14 protein-coding genes are annotated in these 16,642 nt (G+C 67.4%); 7 read left to right on the forward strand and 7 right to left on the reverse strand.

All coding sequences use genetic code 11. The features are described from left to right. A partial coding sequence (locus A5745_RS18540) for an acyl-CoA dehydrogenase family protein (protein ID WP_139329686.1) occupies window positions 1–1,056 on the reverse strand: 1,056 nt, incomplete at its 3' end. 108 nt (window positions 1,057–1,164) lie between these two features. After that, window positions 1,165–1,923, reverse strand: a complete 759-nt coding sequence (locus A5745_RS18545) for an SDR family NAD(P)-dependent oxidoreductase (protein ID WP_076060821.1) — start codon at window positions 1,921–1,923, stop codon at window positions 1,165–1,167. Window positions 1,924–2,035: 112 nt separating this feature from the next. Between A5745_RS18545 and A5745_RS18550 the strand changes: the two genes are divergently transcribed. Together A5745_RS18550 and A5745_RS18555 are read left to right on the forward strand one after the other, a co-directional pair. Continuing rightward, a complete protein-coding gene (locus A5745_RS18550; protein WP_076118018.1) occupies window positions 2,036–3,565 on the forward strand; it encodes an ATP-dependent DNA ligase in 1,530 nt (509 codons plus the stop codon). 55 nt (window positions 3,566–3,620) lie between these two features. After that, complete coding sequence (locus tag A5745_RS18555) at window positions 3,621–5,867, forward strand: carbon starvation CstA family protein (protein ID WP_371337043.1); 2,247 nt, start codon at window positions 3,621–3,623, stop codon at window positions 5,865–5,867. Window positions 5,868–5,880: 13 nt separating this feature from the next. Here the strand turns inward: A5745_RS18555 and A5745_RS18560 are convergent, their stop codons facing one another. Further along, entirely contained in the window at window positions 5,881–8,943 is a 3,063-nt protein-coding gene (locus A5745_RS18560; RefSeq protein ID WP_076117938.1) for an adenylate/guanylate cyclase domain-containing protein, read from the reverse strand. 127 nt (window positions 8,944–9,070) lie between these two features. Here A5745_RS18560 and A5745_RS18565 point away from each other — a divergent pair, with 127 nt between their 5' ends. From A5745_RS18565 to A5745_RS18580, 4 genes are all read left to right on the forward strand, one after another. Further along, window positions 9,071–9,901, forward strand: a complete 831-nt coding sequence (locus A5745_RS18565; protein WP_076117941.1) for an oxidoreductase — start codon at window positions 9,071–9,073, stop codon at window positions 9,899–9,901. A gap of 119 nt (window positions 9,902–10,020) precedes the next feature. Then, window positions 10,021–10,263: a DUF1918 domain-containing protein gene (locus tag A5745_RS18570; RefSeq protein WP_076060814.1), complete on the forward strand. Its 243-nt coding sequence runs from the start codon at window positions 10,021–10,023 to the stop codon at window positions 10,261–10,263. Window positions 10,264–10,375: 112 nt separating this feature from the next. Continuing rightward, window positions 10,376–11,152 carry an enoyl-CoA hydratase/isomerase family protein gene (locus A5745_RS18575; RefSeq protein WP_076117944.1) on the forward strand — a complete coding sequence of 259 codons (777 nt, stop codon included), beginning with the start codon at window positions 10,376–10,378 and terminating at the stop codon, window positions 11,150–11,152. A gap of 24 nt (window positions 11,153–11,176) precedes the next feature. Then, complete coding sequence (locus A5745_RS18580) at window positions 11,177–12,472, forward strand: acyl-CoA dehydrogenase family protein (RefSeq protein WP_076060811.1); 1,296 nt, start codon at window positions 11,177–11,179, stop codon at window positions 12,470–12,472. A 7-nt stretch (window positions 12,473–12,479) separates the two neighbouring features. Here A5745_RS18580 and A5745_RS18585 read toward each other — a convergent pair whose 3' ends face one another. The 3 genes from A5745_RS18585 to A5745_RS18600 form a co-directional block, all read right to left on the reverse strand. Then, window positions 12,480–13,166 (reverse strand): MspA family porin, encoded by a 687-nt coding sequence (locus A5745_RS18585; protein ID WP_170874471.1) that lies wholly within the window; start codon window positions 13,164–13,166, stop codon window positions 12,480–12,482. Between the two features lie 460 nt (window positions 13,167–13,626). Beyond that, on the reverse strand, window positions 13,627–14,577 hold the full coding sequence (locus A5745_RS18595; protein WP_076117949.1) for a phosphotransferase family protein: 951 nt from the start codon (window positions 14,575–14,577) through the stop codon (window positions 13,627–13,629). Further along, on the reverse strand, window positions 14,578–15,372 hold the full coding sequence (locus tag A5745_RS18600) for an SDR family NAD(P)-dependent oxidoreductase (RefSeq protein ID WP_076117951.1): 795 nt from the start codon (window positions 15,370–15,372) through the stop codon (window positions 14,578–14,580). A 174-nt stretch (window positions 15,373–15,546) separates the two neighbouring features. Here A5745_RS18600 and A5745_RS18605 point away from each other — a divergent pair, with 174 nt between their 5' ends. Next, complete coding sequence (locus A5745_RS18605) at window positions 15,547–16,182, forward strand: HD domain-containing protein (RefSeq protein WP_076117954.1); 636 nt, start codon at window positions 15,547–15,549, stop codon at window positions 16,180–16,182. Between the two features lie 2 nt (window positions 16,183–16,184). Here A5745_RS18605 and A5745_RS18610 read toward each other — a convergent pair whose 3' ends face one another. Beyond that, the gene (locus A5745_RS18610) at window positions 16,185–16,613 is read right to left on the reverse strand and encodes a DoxX family protein (RefSeq protein ID WP_076060802.1); all 429 of its coding nucleotides are present in this window, start codon (window positions 16,611–16,613) and stop codon (window positions 16,185–16,187) included. Window positions 16,614–16,642: the final 29 nt, after the last annotated feature.

Consider the following 16,642-nt stretch of genomic DNA (forward strand, 5'->3'; position numbering starts at 1 on the left):
CTCCCGGACAGCGCCGGCCGCGGTGCGATCGAAGACCTCGCCGGCCGGGGCGTCGCCGCCGAACAGCGCCGAACTCACCAGCGCCCGGCGCAGGTGCAGGTGCGCATCGTGTTCCCAGGTGAAGCCGATGCCGCCATGCACCTGGATGTTGAGTTCGGCGTTGCGCGCGTAGGCCGGGAATGACAGCGCCGCGGCCACCGCGGCGACGAGACGGAACTGCTCCTCATCCTCCGCCGCGGCGCGCGAGGCGTCCCACACCGCCGCGATCGCGGATTCGACGGCCACCAACATGTTTGCGCAATGATGCTTTACCGCTTGGAAAGTGGCGATGGTGCGGCCGAATTGCTGGCGCACCTTCGCATAGCCGACGGCCGCGTCGACACAGTCCGAAGCCCCGCCCACCGCCTCCGCGGCCAGCAATGTCCGCGCCCGCGCCAGCGCCGATTCCCGGGCCCCCGGCAGGATGTCCGCGGCGGCGATGCTCACATTCTCCAGGCGCACCCGCCCGGAACGCCGGGTCGGATCGAAGTTGTCGGGCACGTCCACCGACACGCCGGCGCGGCCGCGGTCCAGCACCAGCACGTCGTCGCCGGCCGCGATCAGCAACAGCTCGGCAAGCCCGGCGCCCAACACGATCCCGGCCTCGCCGTCGGCTGTGCCGTCCTTGACCCGCACCTGGCCGTCCACGCCGATACCAGCGGTGAGAGTTCCGTCGATCAGCCCGGGCAGCAGCCGCGATTTCTGCTCGGCGCTACCGTCTTTGGCGATGACCGCCGACGCGATCACGGTCGGCACAAACGGGCCCGGTGCCACCGCGCGTCCGAGTTCTTCAGTCACCACCACGAGTTCGGGCAGTCCGTAGCCCGAGCCGCCGTGTTCTTCGTCGACGTGCAGGCCGAGCCAGCCGAGTTCCACCAGGTTCTGCCAGAACGGGGGCCGGGGTTCGTCCGGCGAATCAAGCAGCGAGCGCGCCGCCCAGCGCGCCTTCTGCGAGGTGAGGAACGCGCGGGCTACCTCGGCGAGTTCGCGATGGTCGTCGGTCAGTGCGATACCCATCGGGGCCTCCTCGCTACCGTGCTGACTGCCTGCCCCGCTCCGAGGGGGAGCGGGGCGGCCGCCTAAAGAGGATACTGTATTGCCGCGGCCCCCTGCGGCCGGGTTGTCTTACTTAGGCGCGAATCGCTGCCCTGCGTCCAGTCGCAGGCATTGGCCGTTGAGCATCGGGTTGTCCACGATCGCGGCGACCAGCTTCGCGTACTCGATCGGCCGGCCGAGGCGCTTGGGGAAGGCCGCGTCCTTGGTCAGCGCCGAGGCGAATTCGTCCGGAATGCCCTTGGTCAAACCCGTGGCGAACAGGCTGGGCGCGATCGCCAGCACCCGGATGCCCAGCGACCCAAGGTCGCGCGCCATGGTCAGGCACATGCCGGCGATGCCCGCCTTGGCGGCCGTGTAGGCGACCTGCCCGATCTGGCCCTCGAAGGCCGCGATGGACGCCGTGTTGATGATGACGCCCCGCTCCTCGTCCTCGGGCTCGTTCTTGCTCATGTGCGCGGCGGCCAGCCGGCTGATGTTGAAGGTGGCGATGAGGTTGAGATCGATCACCGATTGGAAGGACTCCAGGTCGTGGGGGCCGGTCTTGGTCATTGTGCGCTTGGCGATGCCGCCGCCCGCGGTAGTGATCACCACGTGCAGCCCACCCAGGTCGTCGACCGCGGCCTGCAGCGTTTCCTCGGTGCCGCCGAAGTCGGTGACGTCGACCGGGTAGAACTTGCCGCCGACGCCTTCTGCGACCTCCTTGCCGTCGGAGCCCTCACGATCGAGCACAGCGACCTGCGCGCCGCGCTCGTGCAGAAGTTCGGCGCTGGCACGCCCCATGCCCGAAGCGCCGCCGATGACGACGACCTTCTTCCCGTTGATCTCCATCCGGACCTCCCTTTTATGGCTTGTCAGATTCCACGCAATCTGTAACGTTATCTAGGCACGCTATCGTGTCGGCTCCGAAGGCTTGTCACCGAGCCATGCCAAGCTGGCCACCGTGCTCCTTCTCGACGTGGCGGCGACGTCTGCGGACGTCGGCGGCACCTCGTCGCGCCTGGCCAAGGTCGCCCACATCGCCGAGCTGCTCAGTCGCGCCGCGCCGGATCCCGAGCTCGTCTCGATCATCGTGTCGTGGCTCTCGGGTGAGCTGCGGCAACGCCAGATCGGCGTGGGATGGGCGTCGCTGCGGTCGCGGCCGCCACCCGCGTCGAATCCGACCCTGACCGTCTGCGGTGTCGACGCCGCGTTCTCCGAGATCGGTGCCGTCTCGGGCAAAGGGTCCCAGGCGCGGCGCGCCGAACTCGTCGCGGGCCTGTTCTCCGCCGCGACCGAAACCGAACAGACCTTTCTGCTGCGACTCATGAGCGGCGAACTGCGCCAGGGCGCGCTGGCCGGGATCATGGCCGACGCCGTGGCCCGCGCCGCCGGAATCCCTGCCGCCGCGGTGCAGCGCGCCGCGATGCTGGGCGGGGATCTACCCGCGGTAGCGGCAGCCGGTCTGACCGGCGGGGCCGTCGCACTGGAGGCGTTCACCCTGCGGGCGGGCCAACCGGTCGGCCCGATGCTGGCGCAGACCGCGACCAGCGTCGCCGATGCGATCGAACGCCATGGCGGCACAACGATTTTCGAGGCGAAGCTGGACGGCGCGCGCGTGCAGATCCACCGCGCCGGTGACCAAGTCACGGTCTACACCCGAAGCCTCGACGACGTCACCGCCCGGCTGCCGGAGGTGGTCGAGGCGACGCTGGCACTACCGGTGAGCGAGTTCATCGCCGACGGGGAGGCGATCGCGCTGCGGCCGGACAACCGGCCACACCGCTTCCAGATCACCGCGTCACGGTTCGGCCGATCCGTCGACGTGGCCGCAGCCCAACTGGCACAGCCACTTTCGGTGTTCTTCTTCGACATCTTGCACCGCGACGGCGTCGACCTGCTCGATGCCCCGACCACCGACCGGCTGGCCGCCCTGGACTCGCTGGTGCCACCCGCGCAGCGGGTGGACCGGCTCGTCACGTCCGACCCCGCGGCCGCCACGGACTTCCTGGACGCGACGCTGGCCGCCGGGCACGAAGGCGTCATGGCGAAAGCGCCGGGGGCGCCATATCAAGCGGGCCGTCGCGGAGCCGGCTGGCTCAAGGTCAAGCCGGTACACACGCTCGATCTGGTGGTGCTCGCCGTGGAGTGGGGCTCGGGGCGCCGCCGCGGAAAACTCTCCAATGTCCATCTCGGCGCGCGTGATCCGGCCACCGGCGGCTTCGTCATGCTGGGCAAGACCTTCAAGGGAATGACCGACGCCATGCTGGATTGGCAGACCGCCCGGTTTACCGAGCTCGCCGTCGGCGGCACCGACGGCCACGTCGTCGTGGTGCGGCCCGAGCAGGTCGTCGAGATCGCGTTCGACGGGCTACAAGAGTCATCGCGCTACCCGGGCGGACTGGCGCTGCGGTTCGCCCGCGTCGTGCGCTACCGCGACGACAAGGGCCCGGCCGAAGCCGACACCATCGACACGGTCCGAGCGCTGTACTGATTCTCCTCGGGCAACAGACCCCCGGCCGTCGTAGGGTTTGAGCGTGACGGAGCGCATCGCAGCACGGGAAAGCGATAACAGCCAGGTCAGCTACATCCGCACCGACGAGGACTTACCGGCCGTCGCGATCATCGACCGCTCACCGATCACCGTCCGGCACAAGATCGTCTTCGCGGTGATCGCCGTGCTCGGTGCCATCGCCTGGGCGATCATCGCGTACGCCCGCGGGGAGACGGTGAACGCGGTCTGGTTCGTGGTCGCGGCCATCTGCACCTACATCATCGGGTTCCGGTTCTATGCCCGGCTGATCGAAATGAAGATCGTCCGCCCGCGCGACGACCACGCCACGCCGGCCGAGGTCCTCGACGACGGCACCGATTACGTGCCCACCGACCGGCGAGTGTTGTTCGGCCATCATTTCGCCGCCATCGCCGGAGCCGGACCGCTTGTCGGTCCGGTGCTCGCAACCCAGATGGGCTACCTGCCGGGCAGCATCTGGATTGTCATCGGCGCGGTGTTTGGCGGCTGCGTGCAGGACTACTTGGTGCTGTGGATCTCCACCCGGCGCCGGGGCCGTTCCCTCGGCCAGATGGCCCGCGACGAGCTCGGCGTCGTGGGCGGGGCCGCCGCCCTCCTCGGTGTCCTCGTCATCATGGTGATCCTGATCGCGGTGCTGGCACTGATCGTGGTGAAGGCACTGGCCGAGAGCCCATGGGGGGTGTTCTCCATCGCCATGACCATCCCCATCGCTCTGTTCATGGGCTGCTACCTGCGGTTCCTGCGGCCCGGACGGGTTGCGGAAGTATCCCTGATCGGCTTCGCGCTGCTCATGCTCGCCGTGGTCTCCGGCAACTGGGTCGCCGAAACATCATGGGGCGCATCCTGGTTCACCCTGTCCCCCGTCACGCTGTGCTGGTGCCTGATCGTCTACGGCTTCGCCGCGTCGGTACTGCCGGTGTGGTTGCTGCTCGCGCCGCGCGACTACCTGTCGACGTTCATGAAGGTCGGCGCCATCGCGCTCATCGCCATCGGAATCGTCATCGCCCGGCCGGAAATGCAGGCACCCGCAATCTCGCACTTCGCCACCCGGGGCAACGGCCCGGTGTTCGCCGGCTCGCTGTTCCCGTTCCTGTTCATCACCATCGCGTGCGGCGCTCTCTCCGGATTCCACTCGTTGATCTCATCTGGGACCACGCCGAAAATGCTGGAGAAGGAAAGCCAGATGCGGCTGATCGGCTATGGCGGCATGATCACCGAATCCTTCGTCGCCGTCATGGCGCTGATCACCGCGTCAATCATCAACCAGCACCTGTACTTCACCCTCAACGCGCCGGCCGCGCAGACCGGGGGCACCGCGGCCAGCGCCGCCCACTACGTCAACGGACTCGGGTTGTCGGGCGCCCCGGCCACCGCCGACCAAATCAGCCAGGCCGCCACCAGCATCGGCGAGAAGACGATCGTGTCGCGCACCGGCGGAGCACCGACGCTGGCGCTCGGCATGTCCGACGTGCTGCAGCGGGTGTTCGGCGGCGCCGCTCTCAAGTCCTTCTGGTACCACTTCGCGATCATGTTCGAGGCGCTGTTCATCCTGACCACCCTCGATGCCGGGACCAGGGTAAACCGGTTCATGCTCTCCGACACGCTCGGAAACTTCGGCGGCCCGCTGGCCAAACTGCGAAACCCGAGTTGGCGCCCAGGTGTATGGGTCTGCCGCCTCGCCGTGGTCGCCGCGTGGGGCAGCATCCTGCTGATGGGCGTGACCGACCCGCTGGGCGGAATCAACACGTTGTTCCCCCTGTTCGGCATCGCGAACCAGCTCCTCGCGGCGATCGCGCTGACCGTCGTCACCGTGGTCGTCATCAAGAAGGGCCTACTGAGGTGGGCGTGGATCCCGGGAGTGCCGCTGCTGTGGGACCTGGCCGTCACGTTGACCGCGTCGTGGCAGAAGATCTTCTCCGGGGATCCCGCGGTCGGCTACTGGACTCAGCACACGCAGTACTTGGCGGCGAAGAATGCGGGCAAGACGGCGTTCGGTTCGGCAAAAAACGCCCATCAGCTCGACGAGGTCATTCGGAACACGTTCATCCAGGGCACCCTGTCGATCCTCTTCGCGTTGGTTGTGGTCATCGTGCTCATCGCCGGAATCATCGTTGCGCTCAACGCAATTCGAGGTGGCGGCAGACCGTTGACCGAGGACGACCCGTTACCGTCGAAGTTGTTCGCGCCGTCGGGTCTGATGCCCACGCCCAGCGAACGCAAGGTGCAGCGGCAGTGGGACGCCCTCCCCGCGCCGCGGCCGTAACGGCGAACGCCCGCTAGGTAAGTGCCCGCAGCCGTCGCAGCGAACGTTCGTGCAGCACGAAGTCGGGGTCGGCCGGCACCACAGACAACCGCTCGATCGCGGCGCCGACCTCGGCCAGATCGTCGGCTCCGCCGCGGCGCAGCAGGAGTTCGGACATCACCTCGACGGCCATGCCCAGGTGGAGCGTCCCACCGGTCGTGTACATGCCGTCGACCGCACCGCGGGACAGCTCGATCGCCCCATCGAGATCGCCGGCGTCGGCCTTCGCGCGGGCGAGGTAGGCGTCGACCGGTGGCAGTATCGTCATGCTGAGCCGTTCTTGGGCGCTCGACTCGCGGACGTCGGCCAGCATGTCGAATCCGCGTGCGCTGTCAGCGTTTTCGTGATGGATGAGCGCCAGGCCGCGGGTGAACCGAGCGAAGCCCACGGAGAAGTCATTGCCGGAACGCTCGGCGTTGTGCAGGGCCGCGGCGGTATCGCGAAGGGCGTCGCCGTCCAGCATGATCGCGCCGAACATCACCGGGGCGTATTTGTACATCGTCACCGTGACCTCGGTGATCGCATCGGATCCGCGGGCGAGGGCCATCGCCTCATCGGCATCCTGCCGCCAACCGGCCATCCCCATACAGCACTTGATGAAACCGCTCATCGCCTTGGCCATAGCCAGCGGCGATCCGACTAAAACGTTGCCGCGGGCGGCATCACCGGCCGCCAGCTCGATCACCCGCTGGCAGAGCCGCAGTGCCTCAGCCATCTCGCCGGCTTCACATTTCGCGACCACCGCCGGATGGGACGCGCCGATCATCATCGTCGGGTCGCCGATCGATTCGAGCAGACCGATGTACTCGGTCGCCAGCCGCGACGCCTCCCTGATTTCGTTGTGAAACGTCCGCGCCATGACCTGCCCGCCCAAGCCGACGGCGAGCGACACCTTGTCCCCGGCTTCGGCACACAGTTCGGCCAACTCGTCGAAGCCGGCTCCGGCGACAGACCCTCCGGCCATCCAGGCGGTGGCGCAGAGGCTGGCGCGGGGCGCGATGCGCATTCGCATCACCCCGACCTCGTCCGATGGCAACCGGTCGGCGACGTGACGGGCGCGTTGCCAGCTGAGCCGGGCGGCACCGATATCGCGCTTGGTGGCCATCGCGCCGGCGCGCATGTGCCAGGGATAGGCCTCGCGCAGGTCGCCCGCGGCTTCCAGATGTTCGGCCACCCGCTCCGCATTTACTTCGACGCCCGGCCCGCCCGCTTGGATGACCGCGGCCAGCCGCCGATGCAGCTCGACACGGGTCGACCTGAGCATTGATTCATAAGCCACCACACGAATCAGGCGCTGGCGGAAGGCGTACTCCTGAGATTGGTCGAGTCCCAGCAGCGCGAGATGTGTGCGGCGCGTGGTCATTTGATCGATGAAGTCCGCGTCGAGCAGCGGCTCGAGCGCGGGCTCGATGCTCAGGCTCGTCAAGAGATCGGCACTGAAGCGGTCCCCGATCACCGCCGCGGCACCAAGCGCTCGCTTCGCCGGCGCGGGCAAGCGGTCGATGCGCGCCGCGATCGCGGCCTGCACGGTGGCGGGAACGTTGATGTCGGTAACCGCGGTGGTGCACGCGTAGGCTCCGGGCTGCCCCGCCAGCACGCCGCGGTCGCGGAGGTCACGCACGATCTCCTCGGCGAAGAACGGGTTGCCGCACGCTCGCGCGATGATCATCGCCGCCACGTCCGCCACCGACGGGTCCATGCCGAGCAGCTCGGCGACCAATGCCGCAGAATCGGAATCATCCAGGGGATCAAGGACAATCGAGGGTGCGCCCGCGATCCTTGTCAGTGCACCGCCGTACTCGGGGCGGTGGGTGATGAGCAGCACTGAACAGGTTTGGGGGATCACGGTCGCAAGGTCCGCCAGCATCGACTGGCTGACCGCGTCGCTCCAGCCCGCACGCTCGACGATGTACAGGGTAGGTTGCGCGCGCTGGCGCACCACGCGCGCGATGAGCGCCGTCAGCCGTCGCCGCCGTGCATCGGGATCCAGTGCCGGCGCGGCCACGAGCGGATCGCCGATTCCGAACAGCTCGTCGAGCAGCAATAGGTCCTGCTCGTCGACGTCAAAGGTCCGTGCCCGCATCGTCTCTCGGGCGGATTGTGGGTCCTGATCACGAATGCCGATGACCGACCGCAGCAGCCGCGTCACCACCGTGAACGGCTTTTCGCCGTCGTGCAATTCGGCGGCCACCGAGACCACTTCTACATCTCGCGAAGCCGCGCTGGCCGCGACCTCGTGGGCCAGACGACTCTTGCCTATGCCGGCCGCCCCCACCAGCCTCACCACACCGCCGCGTCCCTGAATCGCTTGCTGAACAACGCCGTCCAGTGCCGCCAGTTCCCGGCGCCGGCCCACCAGGGCCGCCTCGACGCGGTCGGTCCGCCGGGGGCCGATCGCAAGGAGTTGCCGCGCGGCGACGGGGTTTTCGCGTCCTTTGATCCGAACCAATTCGGGCTCACCCAGGGTCGCGCAATGGTCGACCAGCCTGGCGGTGGACTGGCTGAGCATCACTCCCCCGGGCGGTGCCACCGACTCCATCCGTTGCGCCATCCCCACCTGCTCGCCGACCGCGGTGTAACTCCATGGCGCCGTGCCGACGGCGCCGGCGATGACACGCCCCGAATTCAGGCCGACCCGCAGGCTCAGCGCGAGCGCATCTCGCCGTTTGACTTCCTCGGCAAGCTTGTCGGCCTCCCGCTGAATGTCCAAGGCGGCCAGGCACGCACGGACGGCATGGTCCTCCAATGCGACGGGCGCGCCGAACAGTGCCATCACCCCATCGCCGGTGAATTTGTCAACGATGCCGCCGTGCCGGCGCACCACATCGGTTGACCGCCGCAACAACTCGGACATGATGTCGCGCAATCGCTCGGTGTCCACCGCCGCGGCGATGTCCATCGAGTGCACGACATCGGCGAACAGCACCGTCACTTGTTTGTACTCGGCGACCTCGCCAACCGCCGTCGTGGGCTTGCCGCACTGATCACAGAATTTCGCGTTGGGGCGCAACTCCGTGCCGCACGACCCGCACGTCATCAGGGCCGCCGCTGCTTGGGAAACCCGTGCGGCATAGTTAGCATCTTCCCGACAAATCGAGACCAAGCATATGGCGTCCAGGCCCTGCCGGTGTGCGTTGTGCCTCGACTGATACGGAGGCGTTCTCATGTCCACCTGGCTCATCACCGGCTGCTCGACGGGACTCGGCCGCGCGCTCGCCGAAGCCGTCATCGCCGCCGGCCACAACGCCGTCGTCACCGCCCGCGACGTCGCGAAGGTCGCCGACCTGGAAGACCCCGCGACGCAGCGCGTGCTCCCGGTCGCGCTCGACGTCACCAAGCCCGATCAGGTCGCCTCCGCCGTTGCGCAGGCCGACGAGAGGTTCGGTGGCGTCGACGTTCTGGTCAACAACGCGGGCTACGGCTATCGCGCCGCGGTCGAGGAAGGCGACGACGCCGAAGTCCGCGCCCTGTTCGAGACGCACTTTTTCGGCACCGTCGCGATGATCAAGGCCGTGTTACCCGGCATGCGGGCCCGCCGCAGCGGCGCGATCGTAAACATTTCCTCCATCGGCGCCACCGTGAATCCGGTGGGATCCGGCTACTACTCGGCCGCCAAGGCCGCCATCGAGGGCATGAGCGGCTCGCTTCGGGGCGAACTCGCACCCCTGGGCATTTCGGTGACCGTCGTTGAGCCCGGGGCATTCCGAACCGACTTCGCGGGACGCTCGCTCGTGCAGTCGGCCACCGTCATCGACGACTACGCCGGCACCGCGGGGCAGCGCCGCAAGGAAAACGACACGATGGACGGCAACCAGGCCGGCGACCCCGCCAAGGCCGCCTCGGCGATCATCGCTGCGGTCGAGTCGGACGAGCCCCCGGGGTTCCTGCTGCTGGGGCCCGACGCCTTGGGCCTGTATCGCTATGTCGCCGACGCGCGCGCGGACGAGATCGCGAAATGGGAGCCCGTCACGGCGGGCACGAACTTCGACGCCTGAACCCGCCCCTGCCGCAGTCATTTTCGGATTGCGCCCGCTGCGTCTTCCGTTGGGTGAGCAAAGCGCGCACGATTGGAAGGGTCGGCACGTCTCACAACCCCGAGAGAAGGGAGCGGGCGATGAAGGCCAGGGTCGGCGACTTCCTCGTTGTCAAGGGCACGACAACGGAACGGCATGATCAGCATGCGGAGATCATCGGGGTGCGCGCTGAAGACGGCTCGCCGCCGTACGTGGTGCGATGGCTGGTGACGGGCCACGAGGCGACGGTGTACCCCGGATCCGACGCGGTGGTGGTGACCGCCGCCGAGCACACCGAGGCCGCCCGGCGGGCCGCCGCGCGGGCCGGCCACCCGCAGACATAGCCGCGCTTGCGGACACGACCCCCACCGGAGAATAGCTTCGCCGTCTAGGAGAGGGATATTCTCCTCAGCCGAGAGACGCATTACGATCGGTGGTGATCGAAGGGGATCTCCGCTGTCCGACACGCTGGAACTCGAACGTCCGCGCGACGGCGTCGCCGTTGTGCGTCTGAACCGACCCGAGCGCCTCAACGCGATCAACGAGGTCATGCAGACCGAGTTGCGTCGGGCGCTGGCCGATGTCGCAGTCGACAACGCGGTGCGCGCCGTGGTTTTGACCGGTGCCGGTCGCGGCTTCTGCGCCGGAATCGACATGCGTGACTTCGGGCCCAACGTGCCGGAGGCCGGCGCGCCGGCGGCGGACCGTTTGCGGTTCCAGGAGGACATGGCCGGGTTGGCCGAAGCTATCCGCCAATTGCCGCAGCCCGTCATCGCCGCGGTCAACGGCCCCTGTGTCGGTGCGGGATTCGCGTTGTGTCTCGCCTGCGACATCCGGATCTGTTCGGCCGCCGCATCATTCGGCAACGGGGCCATCCTGCTCGGGTTGTCGGGGGCAGAGATGGGCATGAGCTATCACCTGCCCCGCATCGTCGGGACCAGCGTCGCGGCCGATTGGATGCTCACCGGCCGCACCGTTTCGGCCGCCGAGGCCGATCGGCGCGCTCTGGTCAGTGAAGTCGTCGAGCCGGATCGGTTGGCCGACCGCGCGCTGGAGCTGGCGTCGCTGATCGCGGATCTTGCCCCGCTCGGTGTGCAACTGACAAAGCGCGCGCTACAAGTGAACACCGACGCGGCCGGTCTGTCGTCGGCGCTCGAGCTGGAAAACCGCAACCAGGTGATCGCACATGCCACCGACGAGGCGGCGGAGCGCCGCGAAAAGTGGTCTCGCTGAGCCGCAACGCAGAGAGGACGACACATGGCGTGGGACTTCTCCACCGACTCCCAGTGGGCGCAACAACTCGAATGGGTCGAGGACTTCGTGCGCAGCGAGTGCGAGCCGATCGACTTGATCGTCAAGGAGTCTCACGACCTAGGCGATCCGGTGCGTCAGGCGCTGATCCCGCCGCTGCAGCAGATCGTCAAGCAGCGCGGCCTGTGGGCCACCCACCTGGGGCCGCATCTAGGCGGTCCCGGCTACGGTCAGGTGAAACTGGCTCTGCTCAACGAGATTCTGGGCCGGTCGGAATGCGCGCCGATAGTCTTCGGGTCGCAGGCACCCGATTCCGGCAACAGTGAGATCCTTGCGCACTACGGCACTCCCGAGCTCAAAGCGCGCTACCTCGAGCCGCTGCTGGACAACCGCATCGTGTCGTGCTTCTCGATGACCGAACCGCAGGGCGGCGCGGACCCGAAGGTGTTCCGCACCACCGCGGTGCCCGATGGTGATCACTGGATCATCAACGGAGAGAAGTGGTTTTCGTCGTTCGCGTCGATGGCGTCGTTCATCATCGTGATGGCGATGACCGACCCCGAGGCGCCACCATATCAGCGCTACTCGATGTTCGTCGTGCCGGGCGACACGCCCGGCATCAACGTGATGCGCGACGTCGGACTGGGGTATCAGCCGCCCGGCGGTGGGCGCGAAGGCTACGTGCGTTACGAAAACGTCCGGGTGCCGGCCGATCACATGCTCGGCCCGCGCGGCGGGGCCTTCGTCGTCGCACAAACCCGGTTGGGCGGCGGACGCATTCACCACGCGATGCGCACGGTGGGGCTGGTCCGGCGCATCTTCGACATGATCTGTGAGCGGGCGGTGTCGCGCTACACCCAGGGTGAGGTGTTGGCGAACAAGCAACTGGTCCAGGAGATGGTCGCCGACTCGTGGATGGAGATCGAGGCCTTTCGGCTGCTCACGCTCCAAACCGCTTGGAAGATCGACCAATTCAACGACTACAAGGCGGTACGCGCCGACATCTCGGCGGTCAAGGCGATGATGCAGAAGGTGCTGCACGACGTGTCGTCGCGGGCGCTTCAGCTACACGGATCGTTGGGCACCACTCATGAGATGCCGTTTGTGCAATACCTGGTGGAGTCGTTCGTGCTCGGCCTTGCCGACGGTCCGACCGAAGTGCACAAGGTGACGCTGGCCCGCCAATTGCTGAAGGACCGCGCGCCGGCTCCCGATCTGTTCCCCTCCGAGCATCTGCTGCGGCTGCGCGCGGCCGCCGAGGCAAAGTTCGCAGACAAGCTGGCCGGGATCGCGCGCGGCTAGGCGGCTTTCAAACGGCTTTCGTGACGCCGACGTAGGACAGCACCACGTCGGATTCATCGGTCACTCGAGTCAGGGTCGCGTAGGAGCGGATGAACGACTGACCCACGCATCCGTCGATCTTGACGTGGAAGTTGCTGATCATGACCCAGGGATCGGAACCCTTGAACTGTTTCTTGACCACCGGAACCACGATGATGACGCCGGGCTTGAGCCCCACGCTGAGCACGCCGTTCATCGGCGTGGTCACCAACGGCACGACACCGGGCACACCGGTGAATATTCCGGTAAAGGCGAGGCCCGGGCTGACGCCGGCGCTACCCGCCATCGTGACGCCGTTGGACGTGCTCATGTCGATTCCGCAGCCGATCTCGTAACCCACCTCGAGGACGCCTCGAGGCGGTTCCGGTCCTTTGAGCGAAGCAACGAATGTCCCGCTGGCGAGGTATTCGCGAGACGAGACCGCCGTCGTCAACGGCGCGACGGGAACTTGCGACTCGTCCCTCGCCCCGAGGGTCAACGTCCAGCCATCGGGAGTGTCCAGGGCTGCCGGATCGGCCGAGGGTACCTGGCCGTCGGCCGGCGGGGCCGCCTCGGCGGCGGCGGGCTCGACTTCGGGATCCGCAGTTCCCGGGGGCGCCGTGGCCACCGAGATGACGAAGCAGACGGCGACAACCGCAACGCGGTGCATAACCACAGCGATCGGCCTCACGCGCGACACCGTACGCAGCGCGAGATGCGAGTCGCGAAATTTGCTGGCCAGCCAATCAAAGCTGTTGCACGTTCGTAATTGACCTGCGATCTTGCCGCGCAAGAACGGGGGAAATTCTGTATCCGCCTCGTTCGCCGGGGGTTAAAATGGTGTCTCTATTCACCATTAGTTCGCGGCAGACGATCGGAGAGGGCGGCATGAAATTTCGCGCGTGCACGGCCGGATTGTTTGCCGGCGGGGTGTGTGTCGCGAACTTCTTCGGCGCCACCGGTCTGGCCAACGCGGACCCGCAAACTGATGGGTCCGGGGGAGCCAACATCGTCATCAACCAATTGATATCGGGGGCAGTCCCGGCACTGCGAGCGCCTACGCAAGACGAAGGCGATTCGGAACGGAACTGGGGTGGCGTCGGAATGTACTGTGAAAACCCGTTCGTGCGGTGCCACTAGTCCAGCATTGAGTGCGCGCGCTCCAGCAGCCGCGGCAGCGTGGCCGCCATGGCTTCCAATTCGGCTCGCGGAGACCGCCTTCGGCGGTTGTGCTTGACGATGAGCGACCACGTCGCCACTGACTTGAAGCACGCTAGTGCGACGAACCAGGGCAAATCGGGCACCGGGCAGCCGAGTTCGCCTCGATAAATTTCCGCGAGTTCAGCGACCGGCGGTGCCAGACCCGCCGAATCCGGAACGCGTTGGTAGGTATCAGGATCACAGTTGATCAGGAACCAGCCCGCGTCGACGCGCGGGTCGCCGATCGACCAGATCTCCCAGTCGATCACCGCGTTGACGCGCGCTCCGACCGCGAGCAGGTTGCCCAGCCGGAAGTCACCGTGCACCACACTCGGCGCCAAACCCGTTGGCGCGCAACCCAACAATGCGTCGCGCACACCTTGCCAGCCGGGCACCAGGGCGGCATCGACGGTTCGCAGCGTGTCGCACCAGCGCCGGACTTCCGCGACCGGATCGATGACCGGTTCAGTGCCGAAATCCAAGTCGCTCGGCGACACGCGGTGCAGGGCGGCCATCACCCGGCACGCGTTGCGGTAACGCTCGGCGAGGTCAGGGGTCGATGGGCAACCGTCGAACAACGGCTCCACACAGTCGCCTTCCACATGAGACATAACGAACAGGGGCGGTTTTCCGGCGTCCTCCCACAGGACCTCGGGAACCGGAACCCCCGTCACGGCAAGCGCTTTGATGATGCGGGCCTGGCGCAGCACGTCGCGGTGCGCGACCGGCTCGACGCCGGGCGGAGCGACCTTGATCACCACCGCCCGGCCATCGCGCACGCCCCGAAACGTAAGGCTGGACGCTCCCCCGGGCAGTGACTCGACTCCGGTGACACCCGCGCCGGCGAGCCGCCGCCGCAGCTCGTCGAGGTCGAGCTCAGCGGCCATTCAGCCCGCCGATTTCAGCCAGCCCACTTCGGCCAGAAACGGCTGGGTGTGCGCGATGCGACCGGTCATGGTCTTCGGATCGCCCGTGCACAACCGAAAGGCGGTCTCGGTGATCAGCTCGATCCCCTCGGTGTCGGTCTTGGCCAGGTCGAGGGTGCCGGCCCCGGGGGTCGCGACGGGATTCGACGGAGCGGCGGCGTTGACGGCGATGCCGTCGTCGTAGAGTTCGGCGGCAAGGCTTTTGGTGAGCCGATTGAGCGCGGCCTTGGCCGTGCCGTATATCCCGAAGCCCGCGGCGCGGTCGAAGTCGGAGAACGGCGGCCCCGGCGGCAGGTCGCCACCCACCGACGTCACGTTCAGAATCCAGCCCCGGCCGCGCTCGCGCATCGCGGGAATCGCCAACTGGCACAGATGCAATGGGCCGAGCACATGCATCTCCATCATCAGCCGGGCCCGTCGCTCGGGAAACCCGTCGAGCGGCCGCAGGAAGGTCACCGCGGCGTTGTTGACCAGGATGTCGGGTGCGCCGACGGCTTGCACTACCTCGGCGAAGAGCCGTTCACGCTCCTCGGACTGGGACAGGTCCGCCTGCACCGCGATGGCCCGGCCGCCCGCGGCCGCGATCTCGTCGCGGGTCTGGCTCAGCGACCCTTGGTATTTGGGATCGGGATCCATGGTGCGAGCGGTCAGCGCCACCGTCGCACCCTCGGCCGCGAGCCGCGCGGCGATCGCCTTGCCCAGCCCGCGGCTGCTTCCGGTTACCAGGGCGACCTTCCCGTCGATGTCAGCGCCCACCGTCGACCTCCTCCGGAACCCCGCGTGCGGAAATGGCTTCTCCGAACTAGAGAATGTCATTATCGCCGCCCGAGCGGAAGCGTTCCCTGCACCCTTGTGTATGGCCTAAATCGTGGGAAGCTTGGCGTTGCAGCCACTCCCCACGTCGCAGGCGCCGGCCTAACGTAATTGCCCATGCAACAGGTTCCGGATCTGATCGACACCACCGTCGCGCAGGCCGCGATGCGGCTGGCGCAGTCCACCGAGTCGGCGTCGGTGTTCAACCACAGCGTGCGCAGCTACCTGTTCGGGGAACTGCTCGCGGCCCGCGAGGGGATGCGATCGGGCGCCGACTATGACAGCGAGGCCTTGTTTTTGGGATGCGTCCTGCACGACCTGGGAGTCGGGACCGCGGCACCCGGCAAGGAGCGGTTCGAGGTCGAGGGAGCAGACCTCGCGGCGGCTTTCCTGACCGAGCAGGGCTGCGAGCGCGCGGTCGTGGACGGCGTCTGGGAGGCCATCGCCCTACACACCTCGATGGGCATCGCCAATCGGCGCGGAGCGCTCTGCTCACTGACGCAGTCCGGCATCGGCGCGGATTTCGGCCGCAATGCCGAGGCGATCGACGAGCAGACGGCCGCGGCGATCCACGCCCGTTACCCGCGGCTGTCCATGGCGCGCACGCTGGTGGACGCGATCGTCGCGCACGCGCAACGCAGCCCCGAGGCGGCGCCACCCTATTCGATGCCGGGCGAGCTGCTGCGTGAACGCCAGTCGGGAAACCCAGCCCTCGTAGAGGTCATGGCGTCGCACGGCCGCTGGGGCGAGTGAGATCAGCGCCGCGGATTGCCGCGCCGCGCATCGATTGAATGGCTCCCCCCGCCCATGAAGACCAGCAGGAAGAAACCGAAGCAGAAGAGAATCGCCAACGTTCCACCATTGCCCGCCGGGGGATCTCCGATCGGCCAGAGCGAGCGCGGCTGATGCATCCAGAAATACGCGACCGCCATTTCGCCCGAGGCAATGAATGCCGCGGCGCGGGTGAACAATCCGGCCGCAACCAGCAGCCCCGCCACGAGTTCGATCAAGCCGGCATACCAGGCGGGCCAGGCCCCCACCTGGACCGGCCACGCCGGACGAACGGGCCAACCGAACAGGATCATCGAGCCGTACCCGGCGAAGAGCAGGCCGTAGACCAACCGAAACAGGCTAAGCACCGCCGGCGCGTGGCGGGCGAGGCGATAGTTGAGATTTCTCGTCATACGACAGACGTTACGGTCGTGGTTCGTGG

It is taken from the genome of Mycobacterium sp. IS-2888 (assembly GCF_001954215.1).
Taxonomy (GTDB): Bacteria; Actinomycetota; Actinomycetes; order Mycobacteriales; family Mycobacteriaceae; genus Mycobacterium.